Origin of the sequence: Roseivirga ehrenbergii, assembly GCF_001593005.1 — a bacterium.
In the GTDB taxonomy this organism is placed as follows: domain Bacteria; phylum Bacteroidota; class Bacteroidia; order Cytophagales; family Cyclobacteriaceae; genus Roseivirga; species Roseivirga ehrenbergii.
Window position 1 is genome coordinate 1 of the sequence record NZ_LQZQ01000006.1, and the last position, 26,417, is coordinate 26,417.

Annotated in this window: 26 protein-coding genes; 9 read left to right on the plus strand and 17 right to left on the minus strand. The window is 40.1% G+C overall.

Annotated elements, in window-relative coordinates; all coding sequences use genetic code 11:
- Window positions 1-327 (plus strand): GIY-YIG nuclease family protein (locus MB14_RS06640; protein WP_062590716.1); only part of this gene is annotated, 327 nt, incomplete at its 5' end.
- Between the two features lie 197 nt (window positions 328-524).
- On the opposite strand, the gene MB14_RS06645 is transcribed toward MB14_RS06640, so the two are convergent.
- The 3 genes from MB14_RS06645 to MB14_RS06655 all read right to left on the minus strand — a co-directional run bounded on the left by MB14_RS06645 (window position 525) and on the right by MB14_RS06655 (window position 2,220).
- Window positions 525-1,007: an MgtC/SapB family protein gene (locus MB14_RS06645; RefSeq protein WP_062590718.1), complete on the minus strand. Its 483-nt coding sequence runs from the start codon at window positions 1,005-1,007 to the stop codon at window positions 525-527.
- 73 nt (window positions 1,008-1,080) lie between these two features.
- Window positions 1,081-2,049 carry an MBL fold metallo-hydrolase gene (locus MB14_RS06650; protein ID WP_062590720.1) on the minus strand — a complete coding sequence of 323 codons (969 nt, stop codon included), beginning with the start codon at window positions 2,047-2,049 and terminating at the stop codon, window positions 1,081-1,083.
- Window positions 2,050-2,052: 3 nt separating this feature from the next.
- Window positions 2,053-2,220 (minus strand): hypothetical protein, encoded by a 168-nt coding sequence (locus tag MB14_RS06655; protein WP_165899495.1) that lies wholly within the window; start codon window positions 2,218-2,220, stop codon window positions 2,053-2,055.
- A 156-nt stretch (window positions 2,221-2,376) separates the two neighbouring features.
- Here MB14_RS06655 and MB14_RS06660 point away from each other — a divergent pair, with 156 nt between their 5' ends.
- The 5 genes from MB14_RS06660 to MB14_RS06680 all read left to right on the plus strand — a co-directional run bounded on the left by MB14_RS06660 (window position 2,377) and on the right by MB14_RS06680 (window position 6,376).
- Window positions 2,377-2,916 carry an RNA polymerase sigma factor gene (locus MB14_RS06660; protein ID WP_084375989.1) on the plus strand — a complete coding sequence of 180 codons (540 nt, stop codon included), beginning with the start codon at window positions 2,377-2,379 and terminating at the stop codon, window positions 2,914-2,916.
- A gap of 17 nt (window positions 2,917-2,933) precedes the next feature.
- The gene (locus MB14_RS06665; protein ID WP_062590726.1) at window positions 2,934-3,809 is read left to right on the plus strand and encodes a DUF4097 family beta strand repeat-containing protein; all 876 of its coding nucleotides are present in this window, start codon (window positions 2,934-2,936) and stop codon (window positions 3,807-3,809) included.
- A gap of 5 nt (window positions 3,810-3,814) precedes the next feature.
- The gene (locus MB14_RS06670) at window positions 3,815-4,612 is read left to right on the plus strand and encodes a HEAT repeat domain-containing protein (RefSeq protein WP_062590728.1); all 798 of its coding nucleotides are present in this window, start codon (window positions 3,815-3,817) and stop codon (window positions 4,610-4,612) included.
- Between the two features lie 25 nt (window positions 4,613-4,637).
- Window positions 4,638-5,609 carry a DUF4097 family beta strand repeat-containing protein gene (locus MB14_RS06675; protein ID WP_062590731.1) on the plus strand — a complete coding sequence of 324 codons (972 nt, stop codon included), beginning with the start codon at window positions 4,638-4,640 and terminating at the stop codon, window positions 5,607-5,609.
- A gap of 170 nt (window positions 5,610-5,779) precedes the next feature.
- Window positions 5,780-6,376 carry a hypothetical protein gene (locus tag MB14_RS06680; RefSeq protein ID WP_221405469.1) on the plus strand — a complete coding sequence of 199 codons (597 nt, stop codon included), beginning with the start codon at window positions 5,780-5,782 and terminating at the stop codon, window positions 6,374-6,376.
- Window positions 6,377-6,406: 30 nt separating this feature from the next.
- On the opposite strand, the gene MB14_RS06685 is transcribed toward MB14_RS06680, so the two are convergent.
- A complete protein-coding gene (locus MB14_RS06685) occupies window positions 6,407-7,345 on the minus strand; it encodes a carbon-nitrogen hydrolase family protein (protein WP_062590735.1) in 939 nt (312 codons plus the stop codon).
- Window positions 7,346-7,606: 261 nt separating this feature from the next.
- Between MB14_RS06685 and MB14_RS06690 the strand changes: the two genes are divergently transcribed.
- Window positions 7,607-8,140 (plus strand): transposase, encoded by a 534-nt coding sequence (locus MB14_RS06690; protein ID WP_062590737.1) that lies wholly within the window; start codon window positions 7,607-7,609, stop codon window positions 8,138-8,140.
- Window positions 8,141-8,382: 242 nt separating this feature from the next.
- Here the strand turns inward: MB14_RS06690 and MB14_RS06695 are convergent, their stop codons facing one another.
- The 5 genes from MB14_RS06695 to MB14_RS06715 form a co-directional block, all read right to left on the minus strand.
- Window positions 8,383-9,801: a flotillin family protein gene (locus MB14_RS06695; RefSeq protein WP_062590740.1), complete on the minus strand. Its 1,419-nt coding sequence runs from the start codon at window positions 9,799-9,801 to the stop codon at window positions 8,383-8,385.
- Between the two features lie 10 nt (window positions 9,802-9,811).
- Window positions 9,812-10,393, minus strand: a complete 582-nt coding sequence (locus MB14_RS06700; protein WP_062299732.1) for a hypothetical protein — start codon at window positions 10,391-10,393, stop codon at window positions 9,812-9,814.
- Window positions 10,394-10,514: 121 nt separating this feature from the next.
- Window positions 10,515-11,279, minus strand: coding sequence for a DUF6503 family protein (locus MB14_RS06705; RefSeq protein WP_084375990.1), 765 nt, complete (start codon window positions 11,277-11,279; stop codon window positions 10,515-10,517).
- Window positions 11,280-11,456: 177 nt separating this feature from the next.
- Entirely contained in the window at window positions 11,457-13,652 is a 2,196-nt protein-coding gene (locus tag MB14_RS06710; RefSeq protein ID WP_062590742.1) for a TonB-dependent receptor, read from the minus strand.
- Between the two features lie 49 nt (window positions 13,653-13,701).
- On the minus strand, window positions 13,702-14,013 hold the full coding sequence (locus tag MB14_RS06715) for a hypothetical protein (RefSeq protein WP_132644119.1): 312 nt from the start codon (window positions 14,011-14,013) through the stop codon (window positions 13,702-13,704).
- Between the two features lie 116 nt (window positions 14,014-14,129).
- Between MB14_RS06715 and MB14_RS06720 the strand changes: the two genes are divergently transcribed.
- Window positions 14,130-14,945 (plus strand): hypothetical protein, encoded by an 816-nt coding sequence (locus tag MB14_RS06720; RefSeq protein ID WP_062590746.1) that lies wholly within the window; start codon window positions 14,130-14,132, stop codon window positions 14,943-14,945.
- Window positions 14,946-15,072: 127 nt separating this feature from the next.
- Here the strand turns inward: MB14_RS06720 and MB14_RS06725 are convergent, their stop codons facing one another.
- Window positions 15,073-15,798: a heavy-metal-associated domain-containing protein gene (locus MB14_RS06725; protein WP_062590748.1), complete on the minus strand. Its 726-nt coding sequence runs from the start codon at window positions 15,796-15,798 to the stop codon at window positions 15,073-15,075.
- An 89-nt stretch (window positions 15,799-15,887) separates the two neighbouring features.
- Window positions 15,888-16,451, minus strand: coding sequence for a helix-turn-helix domain-containing protein (locus tag MB14_RS06730; RefSeq protein WP_062590750.1), 564 nt, complete (start codon window positions 16,449-16,451; stop codon window positions 15,888-15,890).
- A gap of 253 nt (window positions 16,452-16,704) precedes the next feature.
- Between MB14_RS06730 and MB14_RS06735 the strand changes: the two genes are divergently transcribed.
- The gene (locus MB14_RS06735; RefSeq protein WP_246032641.1) at window positions 16,705-17,124 is read left to right on the plus strand and encodes a DUF305 domain-containing protein; all 420 of its coding nucleotides are present in this window, start codon (window positions 16,705-16,707) and stop codon (window positions 17,122-17,124) included.
- 60 nt (window positions 17,125-17,184) lie between these two features.
- On the opposite strand, the gene MB14_RS06740 is transcribed toward MB14_RS06735, so the two are convergent.
- From MB14_RS06740 to MB14_RS06765, 6 genes are all read right to left on the minus strand, one after another.
- Window positions 17,185-17,637, minus strand: coding sequence for a DUF3347 domain-containing protein (locus MB14_RS06740; RefSeq protein WP_062590755.1), 453 nt, complete (start codon window positions 17,635-17,637; stop codon window positions 17,185-17,187).
- Window positions 17,638-17,700: 63 nt separating this feature from the next.
- Window positions 17,701-19,479, minus strand: coding sequence for an efflux RND transporter periplasmic adaptor subunit (locus tag MB14_RS06745; RefSeq protein ID WP_062590757.1), 1,779 nt, complete (start codon window positions 19,477-19,479; stop codon window positions 17,701-17,703).
- 4 nt (window positions 19,480-19,483) lie between these two features.
- On the minus strand, window positions 19,484-20,704 hold the full coding sequence (locus MB14_RS06750) for a hypothetical protein (RefSeq protein WP_062590759.1): 1,221 nt from the start codon (window positions 20,702-20,704) through the stop codon (window positions 19,484-19,486).
- Entirely contained in the window at window positions 20,701-21,198 is a 498-nt protein-coding gene (locus MB14_RS06755) for a TlpA family protein disulfide reductase (RefSeq protein WP_062590761.1), read from the minus strand. The genes MB14_RS06750 and MB14_RS06755 overlap by 4 nt, the downstream gene beginning before the upstream one ends.
- Complete coding sequence (locus tag MB14_RS06760; protein WP_062590764.1) at window positions 21,195-22,586, minus strand: TolC family protein; 1,392 nt, start codon at window positions 22,584-22,586, stop codon at window positions 21,195-21,197. Before MB14_RS06760 ends, MB14_RS06755 begins: the two co-directional genes overlap by 4 nt.
- Window positions 22,583-26,329, minus strand: coding sequence for an efflux RND transporter permease subunit (locus tag MB14_RS06765; protein WP_062590766.1), 3,747 nt, complete (start codon window positions 26,327-26,329; stop codon window positions 22,583-22,585). The genes MB14_RS06760 and MB14_RS06765 overlap by 4 nt, the downstream gene beginning before the upstream one ends.
- Between the last annotated feature and the right edge of the window lie 88 nt (window positions 26,330-26,417).

A 26,417-nucleotide genomic window follows, 5' to 3' on the forward strand; every position in this document is an offset into this window, starting at 1 on the left:
CCACCAAAAGACAGTCAGAAACGGCTGTCTTTTTTTGTTTTTATGCACTGTGTTTATATTCTATATTCCCCTTCGGTAAATCGCTACTATGTTGGCGAAACTGCTTTTGTATCAGGTCGTTTGGAGCAGCATAACTCTGGTTTTTACAAAAATGCAAGCACTAAGTCTGCCTCGGATTGGGAGTTGTTTTTAGAAATTGAATGTGTTGATCGAAGTCAGGCCTTAAAGATTGAGCTATTTATTAAGCAACAGAAGAGTAGGAAATTTATAGAGGAGCTGAAGTCTGAGCCTAAAATTATCGAAGATATTTTGCTGAGGTTTTCCTAAGGGTCGGTGGTTCGCTCCGAGGCTTCGGAGCCTCAGCGCCCACCAAAAGACAGTCAGAAACGGCTGTTTTTTTTTGTTTTTATGCACTGTGTTTATATCCTATATTCTCCTTCGTTAAATCGCTATTATGTTGGTGAAACTGCTTTTTTATCAGATCGTTTGGGGAATTGAAAGGTTCTTTTTACTAACAAATAATCTTAATCAGGTACTTTGCCTTCCCCTAAATCATCAGTGATTTTTTCTTTTACTCTGGTGAAAGAGTAGTTAATGATTAAAATAATAAACGTGATGCCGACAGCGATAATGTACTTATGTAATGCGGTGGCAATGCCAATTCCAAGGCAGTAAAGTAAGGTGGCCGCAGTAGTTAGTCCTTTTACTTTATCGTTGTTTTGCTTAATGATAGTTCCAGCACCAATAAAACTAATTCCAACAACAAGGGCTTGTAAAATCCTAATAGGGTCGGCTTTAACTGCTTCGTGAAGTTCATAATTATGAATAAAGTCGACCAAGGGGAGCGATAACGAAACAATTAAACAGCTAAAGCCACCAACAATCATATTGGTTCTGAGGCCAGCAGGTTTGTCTCGGCTTTCGCGCTCATAACCTACAATACCGCAAAGTACCGTGGCAATAACAACGCTCAATAATATTTCTAATTCTTGTTGATGAATCTCCATATAGCTAATTTTAAGCTCCTGAAGAGCTAGAAAAATAACTATGGAGTGTTATAGATTGTTATGATCGATGTTATTAAAACTCTAGAATTTGTCCTTCATAAGCAATCTTAAAACCTTTCTCTCTAACCAATTTCGATTCATCACTATCGCTGAAGTTCATTGGATTGGTATGGTTAAAATGAATGAAATAAACTTTAGCCTTGTCTTCATCCGATAGTTTACCGAATAGGCTCATACTTTCTTCAACAAAGGGATGAGGTATTTCACTCATGTCGCGCCCAGGTATTTCGCCATTCTTGAAGAAAGAAGCGTCTAGTAGTGCCATGTCGCTTTTTCGAATTACTTCAATAATATCTTGATTCCATTTGCTCCACTTGTCAATGTCTGGAATGAAAACGATGGACTTATCCTTGATCCTAATTTCATAACCAACGGTTTCTGAAAACTCATCCCGATGAGGAACGGTAAAAGGCGTAACGGAAACACTATTGTTCAATTGAATGGCAATGCTATCCTGTTGAGGCTTGATTTCAATATTATTTAAATCAACCAATTGACTCCAAGGCCCATTTTCTTCCAAGAAAGCCTTCATTTTAGGCATAGCATAAACAGGAACACTCGAAGTGCCCATCACTTCTCGACCCAAATGAATGAGCCCAGTGTAATGGCCAATATGCGCATGTGTTAAGAAAATTCCGTCCATTGGATAGTTGTTGGTTTCAGAAACATCATCTAACATTTGCAGCTGAAGCTTAAAGTCGGGAGTAGCCTCAAAAAGCCAACGCTGTTTTGTGGTGGGGTCAACAAGACCAAGCGCCACTGCATTCTTTGGTCTTGCGCTTCTCTCTTTAATTAATTCCCATTCTTGTTTTTGACCGGCCTGTGGGTAGCCAGCATCTTGTGCGACACCCAAAACCACAATGAAAGGATTATCGGTAGGGACTTCTCTTTGGTTATTCGGTTCGCTACAAGCGGTAAAAAGAAATAAAAAAAGAGCCAAAAGAGGCTCAATTTTTAAGGTTGAATTTGGTGCTATTTTCATGGCTTAGCTTCCACAGCCCACACATTCAAAAGATGAATCCATAGGTTTTACCCCATTCAGTTTCATAGTCAAATTGTGTATTTTATCCTTAATGTCCATGTCTTTAAACATGTCTCCAGTAAGTTGAGCGTTGAGCGCTTGAATTTCTTGTTCTAGGCTTTCTTTTGTCATTTCCATAATTCGATAGTGCTTGGGTGTTTGAATATAGGGCATATCTGAATAAAATCAAAAAAGTGTACCTTGACTTGTAACCTTTCTAAAAAGCTTAGGTTTCCCCCATTGAATTCTTAAAAAAGACGATTGGATTCTCTCTCTGACAACGCGTTAATGCTACAAGTAAAAGAAGGGCAGCTCGATAAACTCGGGTTGTTGTTCGAGCGATATAACAAGAGCCTGTATGGGTTTTTCTATCGCTTAACCCTTGATCGTGAGATAAGTGAGGATTTAGTTCAAAATGTGTTTTTGAGAATGATGAAGTACAAACACAGCTATAAAGGAGACGGCCAGTTTAAAACCTGGATGTACCATATGGCTCGAAATCTTTTTGCCGATCATTATCGGAAAAATAAAAAGATGGGCTACAAAGAAGATGTAGAGGTGACTGATAAATACTTCAGAAACGAGAATAATGCAGAGTCGAATAGAATTCAAAGGGAGGAAATGGATTTGCTGCAGCATGCCATGAATCAACTGACTTTCGAAAAGAAGGAAGTGCTTATTCTCAGTAAGTATCAAGAAATGCGATATAAAGACATTGCCGACTTACTGGGAATTACTGAAAGTGCGGTGAAGGTGCGAATCTTCAGAGCATTGAAGGATTTAAAAATGGTCTATATGCAGTTGGAGGCAACTCCTTCTGCGCAATGAAACAACAAAATAGCTGAATGATGAAAGTGATAAAGTGTATGGTTTTGCTTTTGGCATTTTTGCCGGCCCTGATGGTTAAGGGGCAAAGCGAAACGGAAACAGTAAAGAAGAGTTTTACGGTAAAAAATGAAAAGGCAACATGGTTTGCTGTGTGCAATATCGAGGGGAATATTGAAGTGGAAGCCCATGATGAAAACACCATAGAAATAGAAGTTCAGAAACAAATTTCTGGAAATCAATCAGAAATTAAGCAGGGAATGGAAGAGGTGAAACTTGATTTTGCTCAAGGCGATGGTTTTGTGCGAGCCCGTTTCACTACTCCAAATAATCAGGTGAGGGAAAAAGATGATCCTCTGGCTTGTGGTTGGGACTGGAATCAAGATCGGGAACGAGTTAATTACAGGGCAAGGCTTGACTACAAAGTGAAAGTACCCAGAAACATTAGCGTGAAAATCTCTACTGTAAACAATAGCGACCTCTACATTAAAGGTGTGAAAGGTGAAGTTTATGCCAACAATGTGAATGGCGATGTAAGGTTGATTGATGTAGAAAGCAATACTAAAGCCAGTACGGTAAATGGTAAAATCGAGGTGAATTATTTAAAAATGCCTACCGAGTTTGCTGAGTTCCAAACGGTGAATGGGGAGATAGAAATATTTGCTCCAGCTAATTTGGGTGCCATTTACAATTTCGAAAGTCAATGGGGAGAGGTGTACAGTGATTTCGATTTCTCTCAAAAACTATCGCCAAAACTAGTAGCCAATAAGGGCGAGCGCGGAGGTACAAAATATAAGATTGACAACTCCAATAGTTACCAAGTAGGAAGCGGAGGGCCAGAGTTCTCATTCAAAACACTGAATGGAGATATAAGGGTGATGAAAGCTAAAAAGTAAATAAGATGGAAGAAAAATATATGTCAATGATTACTGAGTTTATTGATGGCACACTTTCGCCTGAAAGGGAAAAGGAATTCCACCAATACGTTCGAGAAGGGCATATTGATATGGCTGAGGTCGAAGAAATGGCTAAAATTCAGGGGGTAATGCTGAGTTCATCCGCACCTGAACCTTCGTCTGTGTTGAAAGAAAACTTCTACCAAATGCTGAATGAGGCACAGGTAAAACAGCCTGAAGCCAATTATGGATCTTCCTTGTTAGAAAAAATAAAGAGTTTCCTTTTCGCTAACCAGTATGGTAGAATGGCCTTTGGCATTGGCCTGTTAGCTGTTGGTCTTTTCTTCGGAACAACTTGGGGGAATAACTCATATAAGGAGGAACTCTCAGATTTAAATGGTCAGATGGTAGAGATGCGAGAAATGATGATGATGGCAATGTTGGAAAAGGAATCAGTTTCGGACAGATTGAAAGGCGTGCAAATGTCGTCTCAGCTTTCTTCTTCCAATCAAAAAGTCATCGATGCACTTTTTCTTACTCTCAACAGCGACCCCAGTACGAATGTTCGGATTGCTGCCTTAAATACATTGGCAGAGTTTGCCAATGACCCTAAAGTAAGAGAAGGATTGGTGAACAGTATTTCAAAACAAAAGTCGCCCTTAATGCAAGTGAACTTGGCCGAATTGATGGTGAAGCTACAAGAAACAAAAGCGAAGGATGAATTGAATTCTATTCTGGAGAATGATCAAACGCCAGAAGATGTAAAGGTGACGCTCAAAGCGAGCATTGAAAAAATTATTTAATCAAAGACTCAAAAAAACAAGTAATATGAAAAAGGTAAGTATAATACTGTTGATGATTTTATCAGCTTTTAGCCTGAGTGCTCAAAAGGATAAGGTAGATACAAAAATGAAGGTTAAAGTAACCCCAGACTTGAAGATGGCGATGGGGCCAGATTTTGAAATTGATCTTGGTGCGCATATAGAGCAAGCTATGAGCAGTATCGAAGGTATGTTCGAAATGAACTTTGGAGATGAAGAAGGGGCATGGAAAGAAGCGTACCAGCAAGACACCGAGGAACTTGAAATTCCTTTAAGTAAGCCGGGGGAGAAAGGAAAACTACAAGTTGAATCGCATAATGGAACGGTTAAGATTTCAGCTTATTCGGGGCCTACGGTTAAGGTTAAAATGATAAAGTACAGTAAAAAGGTAGAGCGTGAATCTAATGAAAATGGCATGCGCTTGTTGAGTAGCGGAGGATTTAATGTGGAAGCCGAAGAGCGAAATAACACTGTGAGAGTAGAAACAGAAGGTTGGAATAATCGAGTTGACTTTGAGATTCAGGTACCGACAAATTTTAGCCTTGAGGTAAAAACTTATAACAACGGAGCCATTGAAGTTGATGGCGTAAATGGCGAGCACAGCATAGAAAGTTATAATGGGCCTATCACTTTAAATAATGTAAGTGGCTCTGCGAGTGCTAGTACTTATAATGGAGAGGTAAAGGCTACTTTCAGTTCTGTCACTGCGAATGCACCAATGATTTTCACTACTTATAATGGCAATGTCGATTTGACAGTACCTGCTGGCACTAAGTTTAGCACGAGAATGAAAACCCATAGAGATATTTTTACTGATTTCGAGAATTTTGCTCTTCAAAAAACAACTCCTAAAAAGAGTAAAGAAGGCAATGGTTATAAAGTTAAATATGAAGATTGGGTGGAAGGTAAACTCAATGGTGGCGGAGCCGAAGTAACCATGGAAACCAGAAACGGAAATATATATATCCGAAAAGGATAGCCGAAAAGAATAGTAATTTCAATCCTGTGAGTGTAAATTCACAGGATTTTTTTATTTTTACCTTCCTCAATTAATCTAGATACCGTCACATTCCTTTTTTCCATCGAGGAGAAATTGATTTTCCAAAACTAAAGTATGTACTGATGAAACGCACTGTAAAGATTTTTTTAATGTCACTCTTATGTGTAGTGTCTTTAAACCATGTTCTATCTGCCCAAAATGCAGATGCCTTGGTGACCAAACTGGCCAACAAGTATGGTAGTGTTCCTAATTACAAGCTCAATATTGTTTATGAAGCCAATAATGAGGATATGGGTTTTAAAAATGTTCAGGAAGGAACACTGGTTGTAAAAGGCGAAAAATATATTTTGAAATATGGCCCTAATGAGACTTGGCTAAACGATGGTAAAGTGGAGTATGTAGGAACAAAGGAGGAAGATCATTCCCAGATTCTATATTTCTGCCCTGGTAAGAACACAGAGGCTATTGTAGATTATGGCAACTTGTTGACTTTCTATGCTTATGAGCACAAAGCAACAATGGACGGAAACATGATTAAGTTAGTACCTACTACTACTAGGCCGTATACAGAATTACACTTGACGGTGGATGGTGACAACCTCACTAAGATTTCAGCCATTGATAGCATGGGAACTGTTTATACTTACTCACTTTCTGGTTTCAGCACTAGCGTTGGTGATCCTAAGTTTGTTATCAATAAATGGGAATATGCTGAGACAATTGACGAGCGAAAGGACTGTAAGTAACTTGCTCTAAAAGAGATATAAAAGACCGATTTATTTCGGTCTTTTTTTGTTTACAGTCAGCTCAAAAATATCGTGGCGCTGATAATGCCCTGTTACATCCAAAGCCAATCGTTCTTCATAACATTTGTTAAGGTCTACTTCGGCAGTGAATACACCTTCAATATCCCATTGAGGAGCTAAAATGGTTTCTCCACTTGGCCCGAAAATACAGCTGCCACCGTTCAGAATCATATTTTCGGGTTTTCCTTCAAATTCTGGGGGAAGTTTAAGTTCTGAAGGAATATCTTTCACCCGCATAATTTGGCCGACACCCACTGCAAAACAACGCCCTTCAAAAGCGTATGAACGTGTAGCCACCTGAAGCATATCGTGCACTTTAGGCCAAACGGCCACATGAATATGCTCGCCCGAATTATGCATGGTTTGGCGTGTTAGTGGCATCCAATGCTCCCAACAAATCAATCCGCCAATTCTACCAAAAGAAGTGTCTACTGCTTGCAATCCTGCACCATCACCTTGACCATAAAGTAACCTTTCCGTATGCGTTGGCATAAGTTTTCGGTGATGGTTGGCCAGTTCTCCTTTTTCATTCCATGTCAGAAGGCTGTTGTAAATTGTGCCATTTCCAATTCCAGAAGTTACTTTTTCATTAATGCCCATCACCACCACTACGCCTAGTTCTTTGGCCCATTCTCCAATTTGCTTTACCTCTGGCCCATTTACATCTAAACTATGTTCATGTGTTCTGGCGAAAACGGTTTTGGTAGCGGGGAAGTCCCAACGGGCGTACTCATCGCAGTAGTCAATCCAAGCGGGATAGCCAGTAAACCAGGTTTCTCCAAAAGTGACAAGCTGAGCCCCTTTGGCAGCAGCTTCTCTTAAAAGTGCTTCCACTTTTTGCATGGATTTTTCAACGTTTAGGTATTCTGGCGCAGCCTGTACAACTCCGATGGTTACTTTCTTATTCATGCTGCCATATTACACAATCGCTGAATAAAATGTAAGAGTGGATCATTAGAAAGGAAAAGGTTACTATTAGTTTTTATCATGGTGTCATTCAATTGACTAAGAATGGGGTTGGCAAGATGCCAAAACGCTAATTGTCACTCGGCACAGCCGAGCGACTGTTGAGATATTGAGGTTCAGAACTCAGTCGCTCGCTTGTAGCGAGTGACGGGTAGTTTTTAAAACTAAGGTTTATTATATTCAAAGAATAGTTTGATTAAATCTATGTCAGAATTAAGAAAATCGAATACTGATCTGCCCTACTTTATTACACTAACCGTTGTAGATTGGATTGATATATTTACCAGGCAGGCCTATTGTGATAAAATTGTTGAGAGCCTTAGCTTTTGTGTTAAGAACAAAGGTTTGATAGTTTTTGAATATGTAATTATGCCCAGCCATATTCATATGATTGCTCAATCTTTAGATGGAAATTTGAATTTCATATTACGTGATTTTAAGAGCTTTACTGCAAAAAAAATCATAAAGGAAATAGAAGAGAACTACCAATATGAGGGTCGTTCGAAATGGCTTTTGCATATGTTTGAGTTCAATGCGAAATACTATCGGCAGAATTCAAAATATATGTTTTGGCAAAAAACTAACTACCCAATCGAACTTAATTCTGCCCATATTCAATACCAGAAAACTGAATACATTCGAAATAACCCTGTTGAAGCAGGGTTGGTGACTGATGGGGAGTTTTGGCAGTATTCAAGTGCAAACCCCACTTCACCACTGAGAACTAGCAGAATGTAAAGTTGGCAAGATGCCAAAACGCTAATTGTCACTCGGCACAGCCGAGCGACTGTTAATATTATTAGATTCAAAATTCAGTCGCTCGCTTGTAGCGAGTGACCGAAATATTTCCCTTCGGGGATTAACTATATAGTTGGAAAAATGCCAGTAAACTATCTATCACTCGGTATTTCGTGCGATTGTTCTGCATAAAAAAAGTCAAGCCTTTCGACTTGACTTTTGAATTTTTAAGTGAATAAAATTTAGGCCTCGCCTTCTTCTTTCTTTTTCACTTCTTCAGCCATCTGCTGAATTTCCTCAGCAGATTTTCCTTTCAGGTAATCTGGTAATTGCATACCAGCCATGTTGAACATGTCTTGCAATGGGGGAACTGATTTGTACAATCCAGAAATAAAGTTGGCAGTTGAATTTTTACCATCGGTAGTGTTGCCACCTTCCCACACAGTCACCTTATCAATCTTAATGTTTTTGATCGCTTCAGTTTGCAACCTTACCAATTCTGGTAGTTTATCAGCTATCAGTAGGAGTACAGCATCTCTTGAGTTTTCGCCAGCGGCTTTCACAATTTGCTCTAAACCTTGTGCTTGTTTTGTGAGTACTTCGTAAATACCTTTTGCTTCCGCTTCTTTCATATAAAGAATTGCATCAGCTTCACCTCGCGCTTTTCTTCTAATCATTTCAGCCTCTGCTTCAGCGGCAATTTCTACACGCTGCTTATCAATTTGAGCTGGGATTACAACATCAGCCGTTTGGCTCGATTTGTCTCTTTCCGCTCTGGCATTTTCCGCTTGTTGTTCTGCAGCGTAGGCTTCTTCTAATGCTTTGGCCGACTGTACTTTTTCAGCAGCGGTGGCAATTTTCCTAGCCTCGGCTTCTTTTTCTAAACGAAGTGCATCGGATTGAGCTACTTTAATCTTCGCTAAGTTTTCACCCTCAACTGCACTTGCGTCAGCTGCAGCTACTTGTGTACGCTGGTCTTGGTGTGCGTTCGCCTGGCCAATCAAACCATCACGGTCTTTTTCGGCTACGCTTTTAATTGCATCGTTAATCGCTTTTGCAGCAGCTTCTTTACCTAATGCTTCAATATAGCCCGACTCATCCTTAATGTCGGTTACGTTTACGTTAATCAGCTTTAAACCAATTTTCTTCAATTCCGCTTCAACATTGGAAGCTACATTGGCCAAGAATTTATCTCTATTAGAATTAATTTCTTCAATATCCATAGTAGCAACCACCAAACGCAACTGACCGAAAATAATGTCTTTGGCTAGGTCGTGAATATTTTGTTGAGAAAGGCCTAAAAGTCTTTCGGCAGCATTGGTCATTACACCTTCTTCAGTAGAAATACCCACCGTAAACCTTGAAGGAACATCCACGCGAATGTTTTGTCTACTTAGTGCATTGGTGAGGTTAACCTCAATAGAAATTGGAGTAAGGTCTAGAAAGGCATAGTCCTGAATGACAGGCCAAATAAAGGCAGCGCCCCCGTGGATACACTTCGCAGAACGGCCAGTGTCCGTGCCTACGTTGTTTCCTACTCTTCCGTAAACCACTAAAATTCTATCTGAAGGACAACGCTTATACCGTCTGAAGACGCCAATCAGCATCACAAAGATAAAGACGACCGCAGCGGCAATAATAATGATAAAAGTTTCGCTCATATTGATTAGGTTAATTTTTAGACACTAAAAGTATATTGTTGTTGATGACGTCTTTTACATTGACAACCGAGCCCATTGGGATGTCTATTTCGTCATCGGTGATGGCTTCCAGTTCTCTTAAAGAGCCCTGCACCTTAATCAATACTCTACCTACATTACCTCTTTCTGCAGAGATACGCATATACACTTCACCAATTCCGCCTTTTGCATTGTTGATGTTCATGGTGCCGCTGTCGGTAAGTTTACTGAAAAAGTAGAAAAGTGAGGCCATTATGGTCATCATAATCAGGCCTGATACTGTAGCGATGATTAGCGTTGTCAGGCCGCTATAGCCCGAATCTATTGATGCAATTCCTGCCCAAGAAAAAATGGTAAAGAAGCCAATAAAGTTTTTTAAGGTGAAAAACTGGAAGCCCGCACCGCCATCATTGTCTACGTCAAAATCTGGGTCTCCATCAACATCTACTTCACCTCCCACAAAGGTCAAGATCATTTGGATAATGAAAATGATGGAAAATGGAATGGCCAAACCCCAATAAATTTTATGGGTAGTTTCAAGGGTATCCCACCATTCTGAAAAATTAAAAGACATAGCAATAGAATTATATGTCTTAAAGTATTGATTTATTTCCTTAGCATATTCACCTTTTTGTCGAGGTGGTTTAAAACTTATGGTGAAAGGTCGTTTGGGCGGTTAATTACTTTAAGCCTTACTAGTTTAGGGTGAATTTTACATCTTCATTTATGATCTCAGAAAGTACCTCAAGCTCACCCGCGTTATACAGTTCAGCTATATTCATAATGTCCATGCGCTCATCTTCTGGCTTTAGGTTTACGTAGTCTTGAATCAGAACTCCATTAACTCTCCTTGCATTAATTGCCTCGCGAAAACGCATTCCCCCTCCATCAGTATGGTATAAATAAGCCAAATAGTCCATGCTGTAGTCTTCTTTATCGAACCAATAAAGAAATACATCATCAAAATCTTCACCGCCACCTTCTTGGGCAAAAGTGACTTTTACCTCATAATAGGTTTTGCCCTTCATTTCTTTTTCACCCACATAAGTTTTGTTTACCGCGGCATCATTTAACCCAAAGGGTAATCGGAAAAAGTAAATAACAGAGTTAACCGAGCGGGTATAAGCCGCTCTATTTTCTTCTGTCAAATCAGTCGTATCGCCATTGGTTAGCCTTACTAAACCATTATTATTCATAACATCAAAAACAGTTTGGCCAATGCTATCGATTTGGGTACGGGTGTATTCGAAAATGCCCTTATGGTTGGTATAGGTATAGTCAATATTTCTAAAGGTGAGTGAAAACTCTGCATCGTTTAGGCCTTCCATACCATGAAACGCAATGGCTTCATCTACAATTTCTTGAACTTTGGATTTGGATTCAGCTTTCTCCGTTTTTTGTGGCGAAGAACAAGCCACGACAAAGGCAGAAAGGAGTAGGGCAGATGCTTTAAGGTTCATATCTATGGTATTATTGAGTTGACTTACGGCTAAGATATAACAAAGTTAGCGATCTCAGCCTGAATTGAGCTTAGGTGTAATTTGCCCGACTTAAAACTAGGTGATATTGTACACATACACATAAAAAAGGCACGCCTCAAATAATTATGAAACGTGCCTTTTAAGGAGTATTGCCTCTTAATGGTGTCCTGAATGACCGAAATCAATGATGACCCCAAAGTTTACCACAAAACCTTCTAGCGGTGCCCAGATGTCTAAATCTGATGGGCTCATATTAGAACCTAAATTAATGTTTTCGAATTTAGATTGACGTGTGTCAGAGAAGTTTTCGAAGTTACTGTAGAGACTAATGTGCTCGAATTTACGTAACACCATTAGACCCGTAATCCAGTAATTATCCGTTCTGGTCAAATCTCTTCTGTATTGCTCGCCAGTATAGTAAGCTTCAAGTCCGATTCTCCATTTTCCTTCTTCTTCATATACCAAAACCGCCCCAATATTATGTTTGGCGGTTAATGGCTTTTGATCATTTCGGTTGTCAAACTTCTCTTGCGCATCAATTAGGGCGTAATTGAAGAACAATTTGAAATCATTGTAGGTCAATTTTAGGTTAGTTTCCAATCCCTGAGAGCGCATATGGTCGCCAGCATTTTCAAACCTAAATGAGTTTGTAAGCGGAACCTGACGAAGCGCCAATGGGTCGTTTAGTTGGGTATAGAAAAACAACTGATTTACACTGAAAGTCCAACGTTCGCCAATGGCAGTTTTGTAGTTGATATCGAAGTTTCCACCAAAAGATTTTTCGGCATCAAGGCTGGTTAAGTTCGAAGCATCCAAGCCTCTGAATGATAACCTCTCGGTATCTTCTGTAAAGATGGTTGGTGTTTTGTATCCAAGCCCACCGCCCAGTCGGTAAGAAAATTTAGAAGCAGGGTTGTAGAAAAGTGCTACTCTCGGAAGTGCAAACCAACCATAATCATTGTTGTAGTCAAGTCTAACGCCTGATTCGATTGAGAATGTTTCTGAAACTTGTTCTACTTGTTGAATAAAAGCACCAGTAGTTATTTGCTCGTAATTGCGGTTATTGTTTGTGCCGCTGTCTTCCGTAAAGTTGTCAGAATAAAGGTTAGTACCTACAATCCATCTGCTTTTGTCTCTTCCGAAAGAATAGGCCGCCTCGCTGAAAGTGGCGTATTGCTGACCATTAAACGTCAAGCTTGGCTCCTGAATAGTACGGTCAAAACTCAACAAACTGTTTTTGATTGTGAACGACCTGTTCGCATCCCAATTTTTCTCATAACTCAACTGATAAGAAAGTCTATTGGTGTTATTCTCTTGTAAATAAGCGTTTGCGTTACTTTGTTCCGCATCAATAGCGTCTAAATTTCCACCCAGTCGATCTTCAAAAGTACCACTTAGGGCCAGTCTGATTTTACTGTCTGCACTTGGGTAATAAAAGAAAGTAGGGTTGAAGGTTAAGGCTTTTGATTCAGGGATGTCGGAGAAATTATCATCATTTACATCGTAAGCTTTTTGTAAACCGCCAGAAGCAAATAAACTCATTCCAAATTTATCATTTCGTTTGGCGTAAAAGGTATTCACGGTTGTACCTCCGGCCGAAGTTTGATCTAGCATTAACCTAAATCTTGCTTCGTCTTCGGGCTGAATACTTACCAAGTTTACCAAACCCGCAATGGCACCACCACCATACAAAGTGGCATTACTGCCTTTGATAACTTCAACTTGCTTTAGGTCTAAAGGTGGGATTTGCATAATGCTCAAACCGCCAGAAAAACCACCATAAAGTGGAAATCCATCCTTTAATAGTTGAGTGTAGCGTCCGTCTAAACCTTGAATTCTGATGCTCTGGTTGGCCGAACTTGGTGAAGTAATTTGCATTTGAATACCCGTACTTTCGCGAAGCAACATGGCAATATTGGCCGATTTCATTACTGCCTTTTCTTCCAACTCCTCTGTTCCTAAAAACTCGATTCGGGTTGGTATTTCTTCAATGCTTCTACTAGAACGGGTGGCCGTAACAATGGCCACTTCTTCGTGCTCTTCCGTAGCCGATTCCATCATAATTTTGATGGTTTCGTCACCTACTTCACTAAAAACATAAGTGTTGGTTTGTGTTTCATAACCTACAAAAGAGAAACGGACTTCTACTTCCGTTCCGCTTAAATTGGTGAGCGTAACAAACCCTTGACTATCCGATATTCCGCCTTTGGTAGTGCTTACAAAAGCTGTGGCTCCGACTAGTGGTTCGTTGGTTTCTTCATCAAAAACCTGAAACCTAATGCTGTTTTGGCCAATGGCCATATGGGTAAAGAGCACCATTAATACAGATGCTAAAAAGAATCTTTTAATCATTTTTAAAATTGAATTTGAATTGAAAATCTAACTGTATTCTGAACGAACATTAGATTTTAGGGGGCTGCCAAATTTCAAAAAGAGGAGGAGTGATATTTCCAGATACTTCAACTAAGAAGTCCACAGGAGGATCATTTTGTGGCATTTTTGGGAAAATGTAAACCGTAGTGAGTGGAATGTGACAGCAGGCACAGGCACAAAAAGGAGTGCAAGTATCTGCATCTTCATGTGAATCACATGGCTCTGTTTCCGAATGAATTCCGTTTTCGTCTGCACAGTTGTCTTCTTCCCAACCTTCGGCACAAGGCGTAAGGCTAAAAAAGAGAATTAATAAGGCCATTAAGGTCTTTGACCACTGCATACCGCAAAGTTAATCAATCAAATTATGCAATGGGGTTTTAAACTAAAAATATACTTGATAAAGCTTTTAAACCTATAAGCTTAAAAACTGTCGAAGTGGAATTAATATAACGACACATGAAGAATATTTTTTTATTGGCAGGCCTGTTAATTACATGTCAGGTAATTAAGGCCCAGGGCACTCAATCTGAATCAGCTTCAAATACCCAAGTTTGGACAGCTGAAGAATTGATTAAAGATGAGGAAACCTCTTTTTTGACAGGAGTTAAAAATGATAATGAGAACCTTTATTTAATTTTTCAGGCGGCAAATCAACAAGCATTAAACAAAGTAATGCAAGCAGGGATGTCTATTAAATTGAAGGCCAAAACTAAACCCAAGTTAAATGCGAAAATTGACTTTCCGCTACCGGCTAAAGATAAATCCAGTGGTAATTTAAGGGCACAGGGCTCGGCAGAGGACAGGGCTTTGCTACAAGAAATGATGTTGATGAGTATGTTGGAATCTAAAAATGAGGCCAAGCTGAAAGGTTTTTCAAATCTCAATGGAACCCTAGGGGTGAATCAAATGAAGGATATGCAGGTAGACCTTTATTTAGAAGGAGAAGGAAGAACAAGACTGCTAAGTTATGAACTGGCAATTCCATTACAAGAGCTCTTTGATGGTACTGTAGATTTAAACGTACTAAGTCAATCTGATTTAGAAATTTCATTTACTGTAAATGCAATCTCGCAACCTCAAGGTGGAGGAGGTGCACCTTCTGGTGGAGGAACTGGTGGCGGTGGCGGCCGTGGCGGTGCTGGAGGTGGAGGCCGTGGTGGCGCTGGAGCTGGCGGTGGACAAGGCGGAACTGGAGGCGGAGCTTCTTCTGAAAGGGGCAGTATGTTTTCTGAGCAAACCGTAAAGATTGATTACAAACTGAAAGCTAATTAGAACTTTAAAGGTTGAGATAAAGCTTATTTAAAAGGGGTGGTTACTGTAGTTTGATAACCACCCTTGATAGATTCACCTCTCAAACTGTATGATCTTTATGTTTTCTGCCTCAAGAATTAAGGCTTAACTATATCAACATAAATGCGGCCATTGCCAACATGGTCACGTCCTCTACAACAGTTACTGTGCTCATAGGTAGGTTGAATACATCGCCAAGGCAAGCGCACTTAATTTTTCGTTTGTTCAAGTTACTTTTTACTACTCCAATAGTGCTTACTCCCAGTACTATAATGGTGATCCAATTGGTAATGTTGGGATTCCAATTTGTAAGATAAGCCAAGCCCAAGACCAACTCTATAAAAGGATAAATGTAACCCCAGCCTTTCCATTTTTCAGCTACTATATCGTACATTCTATATGAATCGGCAAAGCCTTGAAGGTTGAGTAGTTTAAAAAATGAGAAAACAATAAAGAAGCCTGCCATAAAATAGCGCATCCATAACATTCCAGAAAAAGAATCCAAAGGGGTTTGGGCCAAAACGCTTACTCCTGCTATAAAAACAACAATTAAAAGAAGCGGCTTATAGGTGGCAAAAAAGCCTTTTGGTTCTTCTTCCATGGCCATTGTGCTCATGGGCCTAGAGTGTACTTCGGAGATGGTATAATTGCCTTTTTCTGATAGTGCAGATTGAAATTGAGCCGTGTTAACATGGCTATTCATTTTGATGGTTGTTATGCCATCTGCCAGGTTGATGTTGGCTTCTGTTACTTCAGAGAAAGCTTCTAAAGTTCTACGCACTTTAGCTTTGCAGCCTTCACAAGTCATTCCGGTAATTTGATATTGATGTTCCATTTTTGATTTAGAATTTGTTGGAACAAAGGTGGCGAAGCGTAGAAAATGATGGCTTACACAAAATCAGATTAGATGTACGCTTTTTCTAGCTAATGGTAGTCTATAGATTTTCGAAGCCCTAATTTTTTAAACTCCGAGGGTGTCATGCCTGTGGTTTTTTTGAATTGTGCCGAAAGGTATTGCGCACTGTTATACTCCAGTTGGTCGGCAATAGTGGCCAAGCCCAGCTGATCATAAATGATGAGCTCTTTGGCACGCTCAATTTTCTGAAGGGTAATGTATTGGCCAATGGTTTTTCCTTCTAAAGAAGAAAATAGATCATTTAGGTAGGAGTAGTCATATCCCATTTTTGAAGAGATAAAAACAGAGAAATTCTCATTCGCTTGCTTTAAACCTACGCCATGATGAATTTCATTAATAATGAGGCTTTTGATTTGCGTTACTCGTTCTGATTTTTCATTGTCTAGCAACTCAAAGCCAAGTAATTGGAGTTGAGTGGCAAGTCGCTTTTTTTCTTCATCTGAAATAGGAGAAGCGAGTTCTACTTCTCCCAATTGAACGTGGCTTGCTTGAATGCCAAGTGTATTAAAAACTGCGCTTTCTATTGCTTTAATGCAGCGGTTACATACCATGTTTTTTATGTGCAGTTTCATGACCCCAATTTATTAAAATGGAATGGCATATTTGGGTGTTCTGTGGTTTTTTCTCCCTTAAACATGAGGTTCGTTTTCTACAAAAAACTAAAAGAAGGAGGGCAGATTGCTTAGGAGTTGCTTCTTTCAAGAATGATGATTTCGGCATGGTTTTTTGATTTAATTGTCTGATAGATAGACTGTTTTTAAACTAAATCATGTCATTATGAATAACCCAAACCAAAAATCGTCACCCTACATAAAATTTCTATTTATGATGCTCGTCTCATTTATAATGATGTACGGGATCATGTTTTTAAACGTGGCTGAAATTGACCATATTTTGCTGAGCACTACCCGAACTTACATGAGTTTACTGATGGTAGCTCCAATGGCTATTAGTATGATGTTGTTTATGTGGGGAATGTATGAAAACAAAAGACTTAATATGGTGATTATTTCAGGGGCTGCAATCGTGTTTATTGTTGTATTATCTGCATTGAGGACGCAAACTCCAATTAAGGACGTACAGTACATGAAAGCCATGATTCCGCATCATTCTTCGGCCATTATGGTAAGTGAAAATGCAACGTTCGAAGATCCTGAAACTGCCGAATTGGCAAAGCAAATTATTGAAGCCCAAGAGAAAGAAATTGCTCAAATGAAAAGAATCATTGAGCGGTTGGAAAAGTAGCGTTATAATTTCGGGATAAAGTAAAGTGATCTACTTTATCCCGAAGTTTTGAGATTAGTTTTACTGATTGATAGTTTCTTGAACACTTCCACAATGAAGCATTACATCTCCAAAATATGGGTTGTTTACTTCTTCTTCCGCTGCTAGCCAATATGCACCCTTGTTGTTGAAAGCCATTGGACAATACTGCTTATAGAGCACAGTTTCGGAACCGCTTGCTTTTACAATTGAATACATATTTGAAGATAGGCCTTCGAATGCAATGCGTTGGGCCGCTACATCAGTGCTAGAAGCAATGGTTTTTAAGTCTGCTGTTAAGGCATCGTTGTTATTTACTTCTAAAAAAGCCTTGGCTGCAGTTTGTGCTTTAGCACCATCGGTGGCTACTAAGGCATCTTTTAACGCTAGGTAGTTTTCTACCAAGTTTACCTTCGCTGATGATTTTTCTTCTTTGTTTCCTCCGCAGGCTACCACTGTGGCTACCAATGCGATTAATAGAATTGCTCTTTTCATTATCGTTTTATGTTTGTTTCGTTTTTCTTTATTGACTATTGACTATTGACTATTGACTATTGACTATTGACCAATCACCGACTCCACGCTTCCGCAGGTCAGCATCATGTCTCCAAAATATGGGTTAATAATGTTCTCGTCTTTGCTTATCCAAGTCGCTCCTTTGTTGTCGTTTGCCATAGGGCAGAACTGAACGTACAGTGGATTGTTAATGTCTGTGCCGAACGACTCAATGGCATTGATTAGGGCTTTAGAAAGATTAATGAATTGTAGCCTTTGTTGGTCTCTGTCGTTACTTCCTTCTATTTTTTTAAGGCTTTCATTCATTGGGTTCAGCATGGCCATCCAGTGCGTATGGGCTTCACCTTTGGTCAGGCTCATATCTACTTTCGAAAGCTGCTCCTTCATTTTCACAGCTGAACTTTTAATACTATTGGCCTCACCTTTTACCATTTTATCCTTTAGGTCGATATAGGCTGTGGCTACTGCTCCAAGCTGTTTTTGGAAAGGGGCCACCGCAAGGCTTTTGAAATTTTTTGATTCGGGTAAAGTGACTACAGGAAAACCAGAACTAGATGTTTCCGCTGTGTTTTTTCTAGGATTCATCATGCTTATTTTGCCTTTAAGCTGCGACTCAGAGTCTAGCGTAAATGCGCCATTGGTAACCACTTCGTCTCCACTTGAAAGCCCAGATTTTACTTGATAATAGTCGCCTGAAGCATCGCCTAAGGTTACTTCATTTAGCATAAAGTATTCGTTGCCTTCTTCATTTACTTTGGTGTAAACTACGGAGCGTTCGCCTGTCCATAAAACAGCAGATTTAGGCACCATCAGACCATCACTTTGTGAGTTCATGCTTACTTTACCTTTCAAGAAAACATCAGGTTTTAGTGCTCCATTCGCGTTATTAATATCTACACGAACTTCTACAACTCTGCTGCTTGCATTTAAAACCGGTTCGATAAAAGCTATTTTCCCTGAAAACTGCTGGCTAGAAACTGACCTAGCGGTAAAGTCAATTTGCTGACCTAGTCTTAAATTTTTCAAGTCTCTTTCATACACTTCAAATACCGCCCAAACTTTAGATAGATCCGTGATTTCCATCAGTGCTCCGCCTTGATTAAGGTGGTCTCCATTGTTCACCATTTTTTTACTGATGATTCCATCATAGTCGGCCAATAAGTCGAAAGTACGCATGGGGCGACTTGAGTTTTCGATTTCATGAATTTGCTCCATGCTCAGTTTCCAATGGTGAAGCTTTTTACGTGCTGCTTCAAGCAAAATAGGGTTTGAGCTTTCTACCTTTTTGGCTTCAATAAGCTCTTCTTGAGCCGTCACCAATTCAGGAGAATACAACTCAGCGATTTTATCACCTTTACGCACTATTTCGCCCTCAAAGTTCTTGTACAGCTTTTCAATTCGAGCAGCAAAATGAGTAGTCTGCACATTCACTCTGCGCTCATCTACTTTCACTTTTCCATTCAATGTTAACCCTGCTTCAATATTTCCGCTTCCAATGATGGAAGTTTGAATATTGGCTAATTGAATTGCTGCATTCGACATTTTCAGCATTTTCGGATTATCGCTACCGCTTTCTTCCTTTAAAGGAATTAAATCCATACCGCAGAAGGGACAATCGCCTGGTTCTGGCTGCCGAACTTGGGGATGCATTGAGCAGGTCCATAGCCCAGAAGCTGTTTGCTCAAGCTGATGGCCATCACCCGCATGCCCATCAAGCTTGGTAGTTGTGGTTCGGTTGCCTCCTAAAAACAGTGCTCCTATAAGTAGCCCCAAACCGAGGGTTACTAAGCCTGTGATAATTATAGACTTGTTTACTTTCATCGGCTTAAAAATTAATTTTTGCTGTTTTCACCATCGACTTATCACCAATCTCTGTCCATGAGATATAAACGTCTTCTCTGCTGCTTGTAAGCACAGGAAATCCACTGCTTCTGGAGGAAGATGATTGTGCTACTTCCGTTATTTGCAGCAACTCACCTTTTTGATTGTATTGGGCTAACATGATTTGCGCTAAATCATTTTTTGTTTCCATATAGCTTACCAATACCGTTTGGTCTGGCAGCATAGTAGCACCTACTCTTCCGCTTGTTATTTTTTCACTCACTATAATTGGAGCAGAGAAGGTAGCGCCTGCATCGTTCGAAATGGCTAGTTTAACTGTAGGTACTCCACCGCTAGCGGTGAACCATGCCACGGCAGTGTTTTGGCCACTTGAAGTAATAGAAGGGCCATTTACTGGGCAGCCTGCTATTTTCCAATCGTCAGCATTTATGATTTGTGGTGCAGTCCATTCGCCATTTACATAGCGTACAATCGACATATCTCTAATTTCTTCTTCCGAACGGTTTCTATAAACTACCACCGGGCCATTGTCGGTCATGGCAACTGAGGTTTGGCAACAATCGCAAACACGGTTGTCTAATTCCCATTCTTCTAGTATTTCTCCCTCCTTGTTAAAAATGGCAGCCCTTAGGGTCATTGCGCCACCTCCCATAGAATGGCCATCTGCACCTTCATGTCCTTCACCTTTGGTAAATCTTCCGTCAAGCCAAGTCGCAATCATTCTGTCCTTATCAATAGGCATCATGCTCACGAATCCATGTTCTGCGGCTATGTTGTCTTTGTGTGGAATAAACGATTCCATCCAGTTATTTCCAGAATTACTAGCTGTGGTGATATGCACATCGTAATCGTAAGTGCTCTCGGTTCTTTTTTGTAGCCAGTGTGCGGCCATCCAGTCTTCATTTACGGCAATGGATGGGAAATCTGCCCAATTCAAAAACCAGTTGTCTCCCTCTGAAATTTTTGTTGCAGCCGACCATTGTCCGTTTTCTAGTTTTGAAAAAGATAGGATTGCTTTTTTCTCCTTTTTTTCAACCCACGACAAATAAACGTTCCCCTTTTTATCGGTAAAGAGGTTTGGTTCTTGGCTTCCTTCTGTGGCAGGACTATCAATATTAGTAACTGTTGGTGCTGCTTCTTTTGCTGGTTGGCATGAAGTAATACCAACAATTGCAATGATTAAAATTGAATAAATCTTTTTCATGGTTTATTGTTAAGGTGGGATTTGAACAATGAAATATTTTCTGGGCTGTCCCATTCTTTGGCGCCCATGTGTTCGTAAACGAGATTACCTTCTCCATCTATAATGTATGAGGCTGGAAGAGAGTATATGTTGAGCGCTTCAAGCCCCATTCCTAACTTGGCAAAATCGAACGTATAGTCATTTTTTGCAATGAAGCTTTCTATTTTATCATGCTCTTCATTGGAAACGGCAATGAATACATAGCCCTCGTTTTCCAATTTTGCTTTAGCCCTTTCTATTGAAGGCATTTCTTTCAAACATGGCCCACACCAAGTTGCCCAAACGTTTACAAAGGCCATTTTCCCGTTCAAGTCTGCCACAGTCAGTGCTTTGCCATCCATGGTTTTTAAATCTAGCTTATTGAAAAATGGCTTGTCTTTTTCTTTAGTCGCACACCCATAGAGTAAAATACTCAGTACAGTGATGACTAAGAATGGAGTGTTTTTAGACTTCATTTGAATTGGTTTAAGGTTGAGCCAGTGAGGTATTCTCTCTTATAAAGTGCCTCTCTGTGTTTAATTTTTGATTTTATTTTTGCCAGTTGCAGCTGTAATAGTTTTTGTTGCGTGGCTAATAGGTCTTCGAAATTGCGGTTGTCGTTGGTGTATTCACTAGTCAGAACACTCAATAATGTCTGTGTTTTATTCATCTCACTATCAATCTGTTCAATCTCTTTAAGTGAAGTTTGAATGTCGAATTCAGTAGTGTTCCAAACGTTACGTACTTGGTTTTGCAAGCCGTAGTACTGTCCTGTAATAACTTCTTTTTTAAGTTCGGCTTCTTTTATTATCGATTGATTCTTTTTACCAAAAACAGGTAGGCTAACAGTTACCATAGGCATTAATACATCCTTGCCGTTGTCAGGAAGACTCATGTCTGTTCGTTTGTTTACCATCACATAATCCAAGCCTACACCAATGTTCGGTTTTCTTTTAAGTTCAGATAAAACTATTTCACTTTCTACGGCTTCTAAGTTGGCTTGAGCGGCCTTAATTCCTGACTGATGAACAAGCGCTGAATCAAGTGAGGCAGTATGCTGTTCGCTGATTTCAATTGACTCATTGATCAGCACTTCCCTATTCAATTCCCTGTTAAGTAAAGTATTGAAATCGCCTAAAAGGCTTGATTTTTTTAGTTCAAGAAGCTCTAGCCTGGTTTCAGATTGTTCTACAGTAATTTGTACCCGAACCAAATCGGCCAAAGAGACTAAACTGGCTTCGTATTTTGTTTTGGTAATGGGCTCGTAAGAACGAAGGATTCGTAGATTTTCAGTAGTGATTCTTATTTCTTCCTGAATTTCTAAAAGTGCCAGCCATTTAGTTTTTACATTGAGGAAAAGAAGGTTTTTAGCTTCTTCGAACTCTTCAAACTTGGCTTTGGCCATCATGGAAGCAGCTTGTTCTCTTGTTTTGAGTGTGCCCATCCATGGAAACATCTGAGAAATAGACAGCCTGAGTTGTTGTGCCCCAACACGCGTTTCTACTGGAGAAATGAAATAGCCAAAACTAAGATTTGGGTCTGGCAAAACATCCTGCTGATTAATGTTTTCTAACGCAACCAAATATTGATTGTATTTGGCTTTTAAAGAAGGGTTTTGTTCTGCGGCAATTTTGAGGTAATCATTAAGAGGGGTTTGGGCCCGAAGACCCATTCCCATCATAATCCATATACCACAGATATAAAAAAGATTTTTCCAAAGGTAAAGTTTAGTTGCTCTTTTACGTTGATATACAGCAACTTGACTGCTTGAAAGTAGTTGAATGCTTATTGACCGAATAGCCCAAATAATAGGAGCGGTATATTTGTTTAAATGGTAGATAAAATTGAATGATGACTGGTTCATAGTGATTTTGCTTTTAATGTTGAGCGAAACTGAACATCCTTGTAATAGGAGTAAAGCACAGGGACAACGAACAGGGTAATCAAGGCAATGAGCATTCCTCCGAAAGATGGAATGGCCATCGGAATCATTACATCTGCGCCTCTTCCAGAAGAAGTTAAAACAGGCAATAGCGCCAGCAAAGTGGTAGCCGTTGTCATTAAACATGGGCGTACTCTTCTTTTTCCGGCTTCAATTACCAAGGCTCGGATTTCATCTTTATTTAGGTTCTCCTTTCCTTCAAAAGATTGGGTTAGGTAAGTGGCAATCAAAACGCCATCGTCAGTAGCAATACCAAACAGAGCAATAAAGCCTACCCAAACCGCAACACTTAAATTGATTGGGCTGATTTGGAACAAGTCACGCATATTGGTGCCGAACAAACTGAAGTCGAGAAATCCATCCCAACCATATAGACCTAACATTAGGAATCCTCCGCCAAAGGCTACTGCAATTCCAGAAAACACCATAAGCGTAACCGGTACTGATTTGAATTGAAAGTAGAGGATGAGGAAAATAACGGCCAATACAATTGGAATAACAATGGCAAGTCGGGCTTCTGCCCTTTGTTGATTTTGATAGTTTCCAGCAAACTGGAAGGAAACACCAGTAGGGACTTTCAGTTCACCGTTTTCAATTTTTTGATCGATTAAGTCTTGCGCTTGTTCTACCACATCAGTTTCGGCATACCCCGTGTTCTTATCGAAGATCACATAACCCACAAGGAAGGTGTCTTCACTTTTGATCATTTGAGCGCCCTGAGTGTACTCTATACCGGCCAATTGCCCAAGAGGAATTTGCCCATTTGAAGGGGTTGGAATAAGAATATTTTTAAGTGCTTCTGGGTCATCTCTCAATTCTCTAGGGTAGCGAACTCTAATTGGATATCGCTCTCTACCTTCCACAGTTTTGGAGAGTTCCATGCCCCCAATCGCTACTTGCAAATACTGCTGAACTTGTACAACGCTTAAACCATAAAGCGCTAATGCCTCTCGATCTAAGTTGATAAGCAGATAAGGTTTGCCTACAATTCGTTCAGCAAAAACCGATTGCGCTTTTACCGAAGGCACTTCTTTCAGAATATCTTCCAGCTGTAACCCGAATGCCTCAATGGTGGCCAAATCAGGCCCTTTTACTTTTATGCCCATGGGTGCTCGCATGCCAGTTTGAAGCATTATCAAGCGAGTTTCTATGGGCTGAAGTTTTGGGGCTGAAGTAACTCCTGGTAGCCGTGTGGCCTCTACAATTTCATTCCAAATATCGTCTGGCGAAGAAATATGGTCTCGCCACTGACGAAAGTAAGAACCATCTTCATCAGGAATTAAGTTGCCTTTTTCATCGCGTATAAATTCTCCATCCTCCTTTTTAAAGCGAAGTCTTCTTCCGTTTTCACCGGTGAGGTATTCACTTTTGTAGTTGATGATGTTTTCATACATCGAAATGGGTGCAGGATCCAAAGCACTTTCTGTTCGTCCCAATTTCCCTACGACAGATTCGATTTCAGGAATAGCGGTTACCGCCATGTCCAAGTTTTTCAACACTTCAATATTTTGAGCCATTCCCGCATGTGGCATACTTGTAGGCATCAATAGGAATGAACCCTCGTCTAATGAAGGCATAAACTCTTTTCCAATACCAGGGAAAGTGTGGTTCAGGTATGAATAGGTTTTGTTCGTACGAACCGAGTCACCGAAAGTGGTGGGAATAAAGCCAAAAACCTTATCAAAACCCTGCCAAATGGTAATTCCTAATAAAACAATGAAGGTAGGGATGACTAGAAATTTCAATCGGTTTTGTAAACACCAGTCCAGAATTCTTGGATAGAAATGAATAAACAGATTAAAAAAGCCTAAGGTAATTCCGATTATGAGCGCAACGAAAATAAAGTTGACTAAGCCACTTACTTGAACCCCAAGTGGCATCCATTCTTGGCTTAGTAATATGGTAATGGCCAATAAAGAAATGGCGATAGACCCGTATTTCAAGAAGCCGAGAGAAGGAACAAAATGGCGAATGATATTTAAAATACCGAAGGCAATCAATACCCATCCCGCAAATGAATAAGAGAGGGTTAAGGCCCAGATTCCAAAAACTATAAGTCCGATGTTGAGCGCTAACTTTAGGTTTTTGCCTTTAGGTTTGAAGCCAAAGCACCAATAAGCCATTGTTGGCAGAATTATCAAGGCAACGATAATGGCTGCAATGAGTGCGAAACTCTTGGTGTAAGCTAAAGGAGAGAATAATTTACCTTCCGCAGCCTGCAAAGTGAACACAGGGATAAAACTGACAATTGTAGTCAGAACAGCTGTGATAATGGCCGATGCAATTTCTTGACTCGCTTCTAAAATTGTTTTCAGAAGCGGCTGACCCTTCTTCTCATCCAAGTGTTGCGTAATGTTCTCCGTGAGTACAATCCCCACATCCACCATAGTGCCAATGGCAATGGCAATTCCTGATAGCGCCACAATATTGGCATCTACGCCAAAATAGCGCATGGCAATAAAACACATCAGTACTGCAATCGGCAGCAAGCTGGAAATTAGAATAGAAGCTCTTAGGTTAAAGAGCATCACCAATACTACGACTACGGTAATTAGAATTTCCAGCGTTAGCGCCTCTTCCAATGTGCCGATGGTTTCCTTAATCAACTTGGTACGGTCATAAAAAGGAACGATGGTCAGCTTGGAAACTGTACCGTCTTCTAATGTTCTTGAAGGTAACCCTTGGCTAATCTCTTCAATTTTCAGCTTTACATTATCAATTACAGCCATTGGGTTTGCTCCATAACGGGCCACTACCACACCACCAACGGCCTCTGCTCCCGATTTGTCCAAAGCACCTCTTCTGGCCATTGGCCCTAAAGAAACATGGGCCACATCTTTGACGAGAATTGGTGTATTCGAATTTGACTTTACAACCGCATTTTCTAAATCAGCTAGACTTTTAATATAGCCTAAACCTCTTACTAGGTACTCTGCTCGGTTAATTTCTAACGTTTTGGCACCAATATCCTGGTTCGATTCCTTGACAGCCTTGACCACTTGATCTAGTGATACTCCGTAACCTTTCATGGCATTCGGATCAACATCCACTTGGTATTCCTTGACAAAGCCTCCCACAGAAGCAACTTCCGATACACCTTCGGCTGACGCAAGTGCATATCTAACAGTGTAGTCCTGAACTGTTCTGATTTCTTGTGGATCCCAGCCACCTGAAGGGTTTCCGTTTTCATCTCTTCCTTCAATTGTATACCAAAAAATTTGTCCCAATCCAGTGGCATCAGGCCCTAAAGCAGGCTGTACTCCATCAGGTAAAAGGCCTTTGGGCAACGAATTCAATTTTTCTATAATTCTACTTCTGCTCCAATAGAATTCTATGTCCTCGTTGAAAATGATGTAAATGGAAGAAACTCCGAAAATGGACGAGCTTCGAATGGTTTTCACCCCCGGAATACCTAATAGGGAAGAGGTAAGTGGATAAGTGATTTGGTCATCAATATCTTGTGGAGACCTACCCGCCCATTCGGTAAAAACGATTTGTTGGTTTTCTCCAATGTCTGGAATAGCATCTACAGGTACTGGGGCCTTTGGCAGGTTGATATCCCAATCGAATGGTGCTGTTACTAAGCCCCAGCCCACAAAAGCCACCATAAAAAGAAAAGTGACAAGTCGGTTTTCTAAAAAGAATTTAATTAGTCTATTGATCATTGAAATATGCGTTACAATCAGAGAATGACGGTTTTGCCCAAGAGATGGACAGATCAGCACAAATCAATTCAATTAGATTTTATCCCAG

Bases quoted from the DNA above. Each gene is read 5' to 3' on its own strand.
- MB14_RS06645 (WP_062590718.1), bottom strand. From the start codon at position 1,007: ATGGAGATTCATCAACAAGAATTAGAAATATTATTGAGCGTTGTTATT.
- MB14_RS06650 (WP_062590720.1), bottom strand. From the start codon at position 2,049: ATGAAAATAGCACCAAATTCAACCTTAAAAATTGAGCCTCTTTTGGCT.
- MB14_RS06655 (WP_165899495.1), bottom strand. From the start codon at position 2,220: ATGACAAAAGAAAGCCTAGAACAAGAAATTCAAGCGCTCAACGCTCAA.
- MB14_RS06660 (WP_084375989.1), top strand. From the start codon at position 2,377: ATGCTACAAGTAAAAGAAGGGCAGCTCGATAAACTCGGGTTGTTGTTC.
- MB14_RS06665 (WP_062590726.1), top strand. From the start codon at position 2,934: ATGATGAAAGTGATAAAGTGTATGGTTTTGCTTTTGGCATTTTTGCCG.
- MB14_RS06670 (WP_062590728.1), top strand. From the start codon at position 3,815: ATGGAAGAAAAATATATGTCAATGATTACTGAGTTTATTGATGGCACA.
- MB14_RS06675 (WP_062590731.1), top strand. From the start codon at position 4,638: ATGAAAAAGGTAAGTATAATACTGTTGATGATTTTATCAGCTTTTAGC.
- MB14_RS06680 (WP_221405469.1), top strand. From the start codon at position 5,780: ATGTCACTCTTATGTGTAGTGTCTTTAAACCATGTTCTATCTGCCCAA.
- MB14_RS06685 (WP_062590735.1), bottom strand. From the start codon at position 7,345: ATGAATAAGAAAGTAACCATCGGAGTTGTACAGGCTGCGCCAGAATAC.
- MB14_RS06690 (WP_062590737.1), top strand. From the start codon at position 7,607: ATGTCAGAATTAAGAAAATCGAATACTGATCTGCCCTACTTTATTACA.
- MB14_RS06695 (WP_062590740.1), bottom strand. From the start codon at position 9,801: ATGAGCGAAACTTTTATCATTATTATTGCCGCTGCGGTCGTCTTTATC.
- MB14_RS06700 (WP_062299732.1), bottom strand. From the start codon at position 10,393: ATGTCTTTTAATTTTTCAGAATGGTGGGATACCCTTGAAACTACCCAT.
- MB14_RS06705 (WP_084375990.1), bottom strand. From the start codon at position 11,279: ATGAACCTTAAAGCATCTGCCCTACTCCTTTCTGCCTTTGTCGTGGCT.
- MB14_RS06710 (WP_062590742.1), bottom strand. From the start codon at position 13,652: ATGATTAAAAGATTCTTTTTAGCATCTGTATTAATGGTGCTCTTTACC.
- MB14_RS06715 (WP_132644119.1), bottom strand. From the start codon at position 14,013: ATGCAGTGGTCAAAGACCTTAATGGCCTTATTAATTCTCTTTTTTAGC.
- MB14_RS06720 (WP_062590746.1), top strand. From the start codon at position 14,130: ATGAAGAATATTTTTTTATTGGCAGGCCTGTTAATTACATGTCAGGTA.
- MB14_RS06725 (WP_062590748.1), bottom strand. From the start codon at position 15,798: ATGGAACATCAATATCAAATTACCGGAATGACTTGTGAAGGCTGCAAA.
- MB14_RS06730 (WP_062590750.1), bottom strand. From the start codon at position 16,451: ATGAAACTGCACATAAAAAACATGGTATGTAACCGCTGCATTAAAGCA.
- MB14_RS06735 (WP_246032641.1), top strand. From the start codon at position 16,705: ATGATGCTCGTCTCATTTATAATGATGTACGGGATCATGTTTTTAAAC.
- MB14_RS06740 (WP_062590755.1), bottom strand. From the start codon at position 17,637: ATGAAAAGAGCAATTCTATTAATCGCATTGGTAGCCACAGTGGTAGCC.
- MB14_RS06745 (WP_062590757.1), bottom strand. From the start codon at position 19,479: ATGAAAGTAAACAAGTCTATAATTATCACAGGCTTAGTAACCCTCGGT.
- MB14_RS06750 (WP_062590759.1), bottom strand. From the start codon at position 20,704: ATGAAAAAGATTTATTCAATTTTAATCATTGCAATTGTTGGTATTACT.
- MB14_RS06755 (WP_062590761.1), bottom strand. From the start codon at position 21,198: ATGAAGTCTAAAAACACTCCATTCTTAGTCATCACTGTACTGAGTATT.
- MB14_RS06760 (WP_062590764.1), bottom strand. From the start codon at position 22,586: ATGAACCAGTCATCATTCAATTTTATCTACCATTTAAACAAATATACC.
- MB14_RS06765 (WP_062590766.1), bottom strand. From the start codon at position 26,329: ATGATCAATAGACTAATTAAATTCTTTTTAGAAAACCGACTTGTCACT.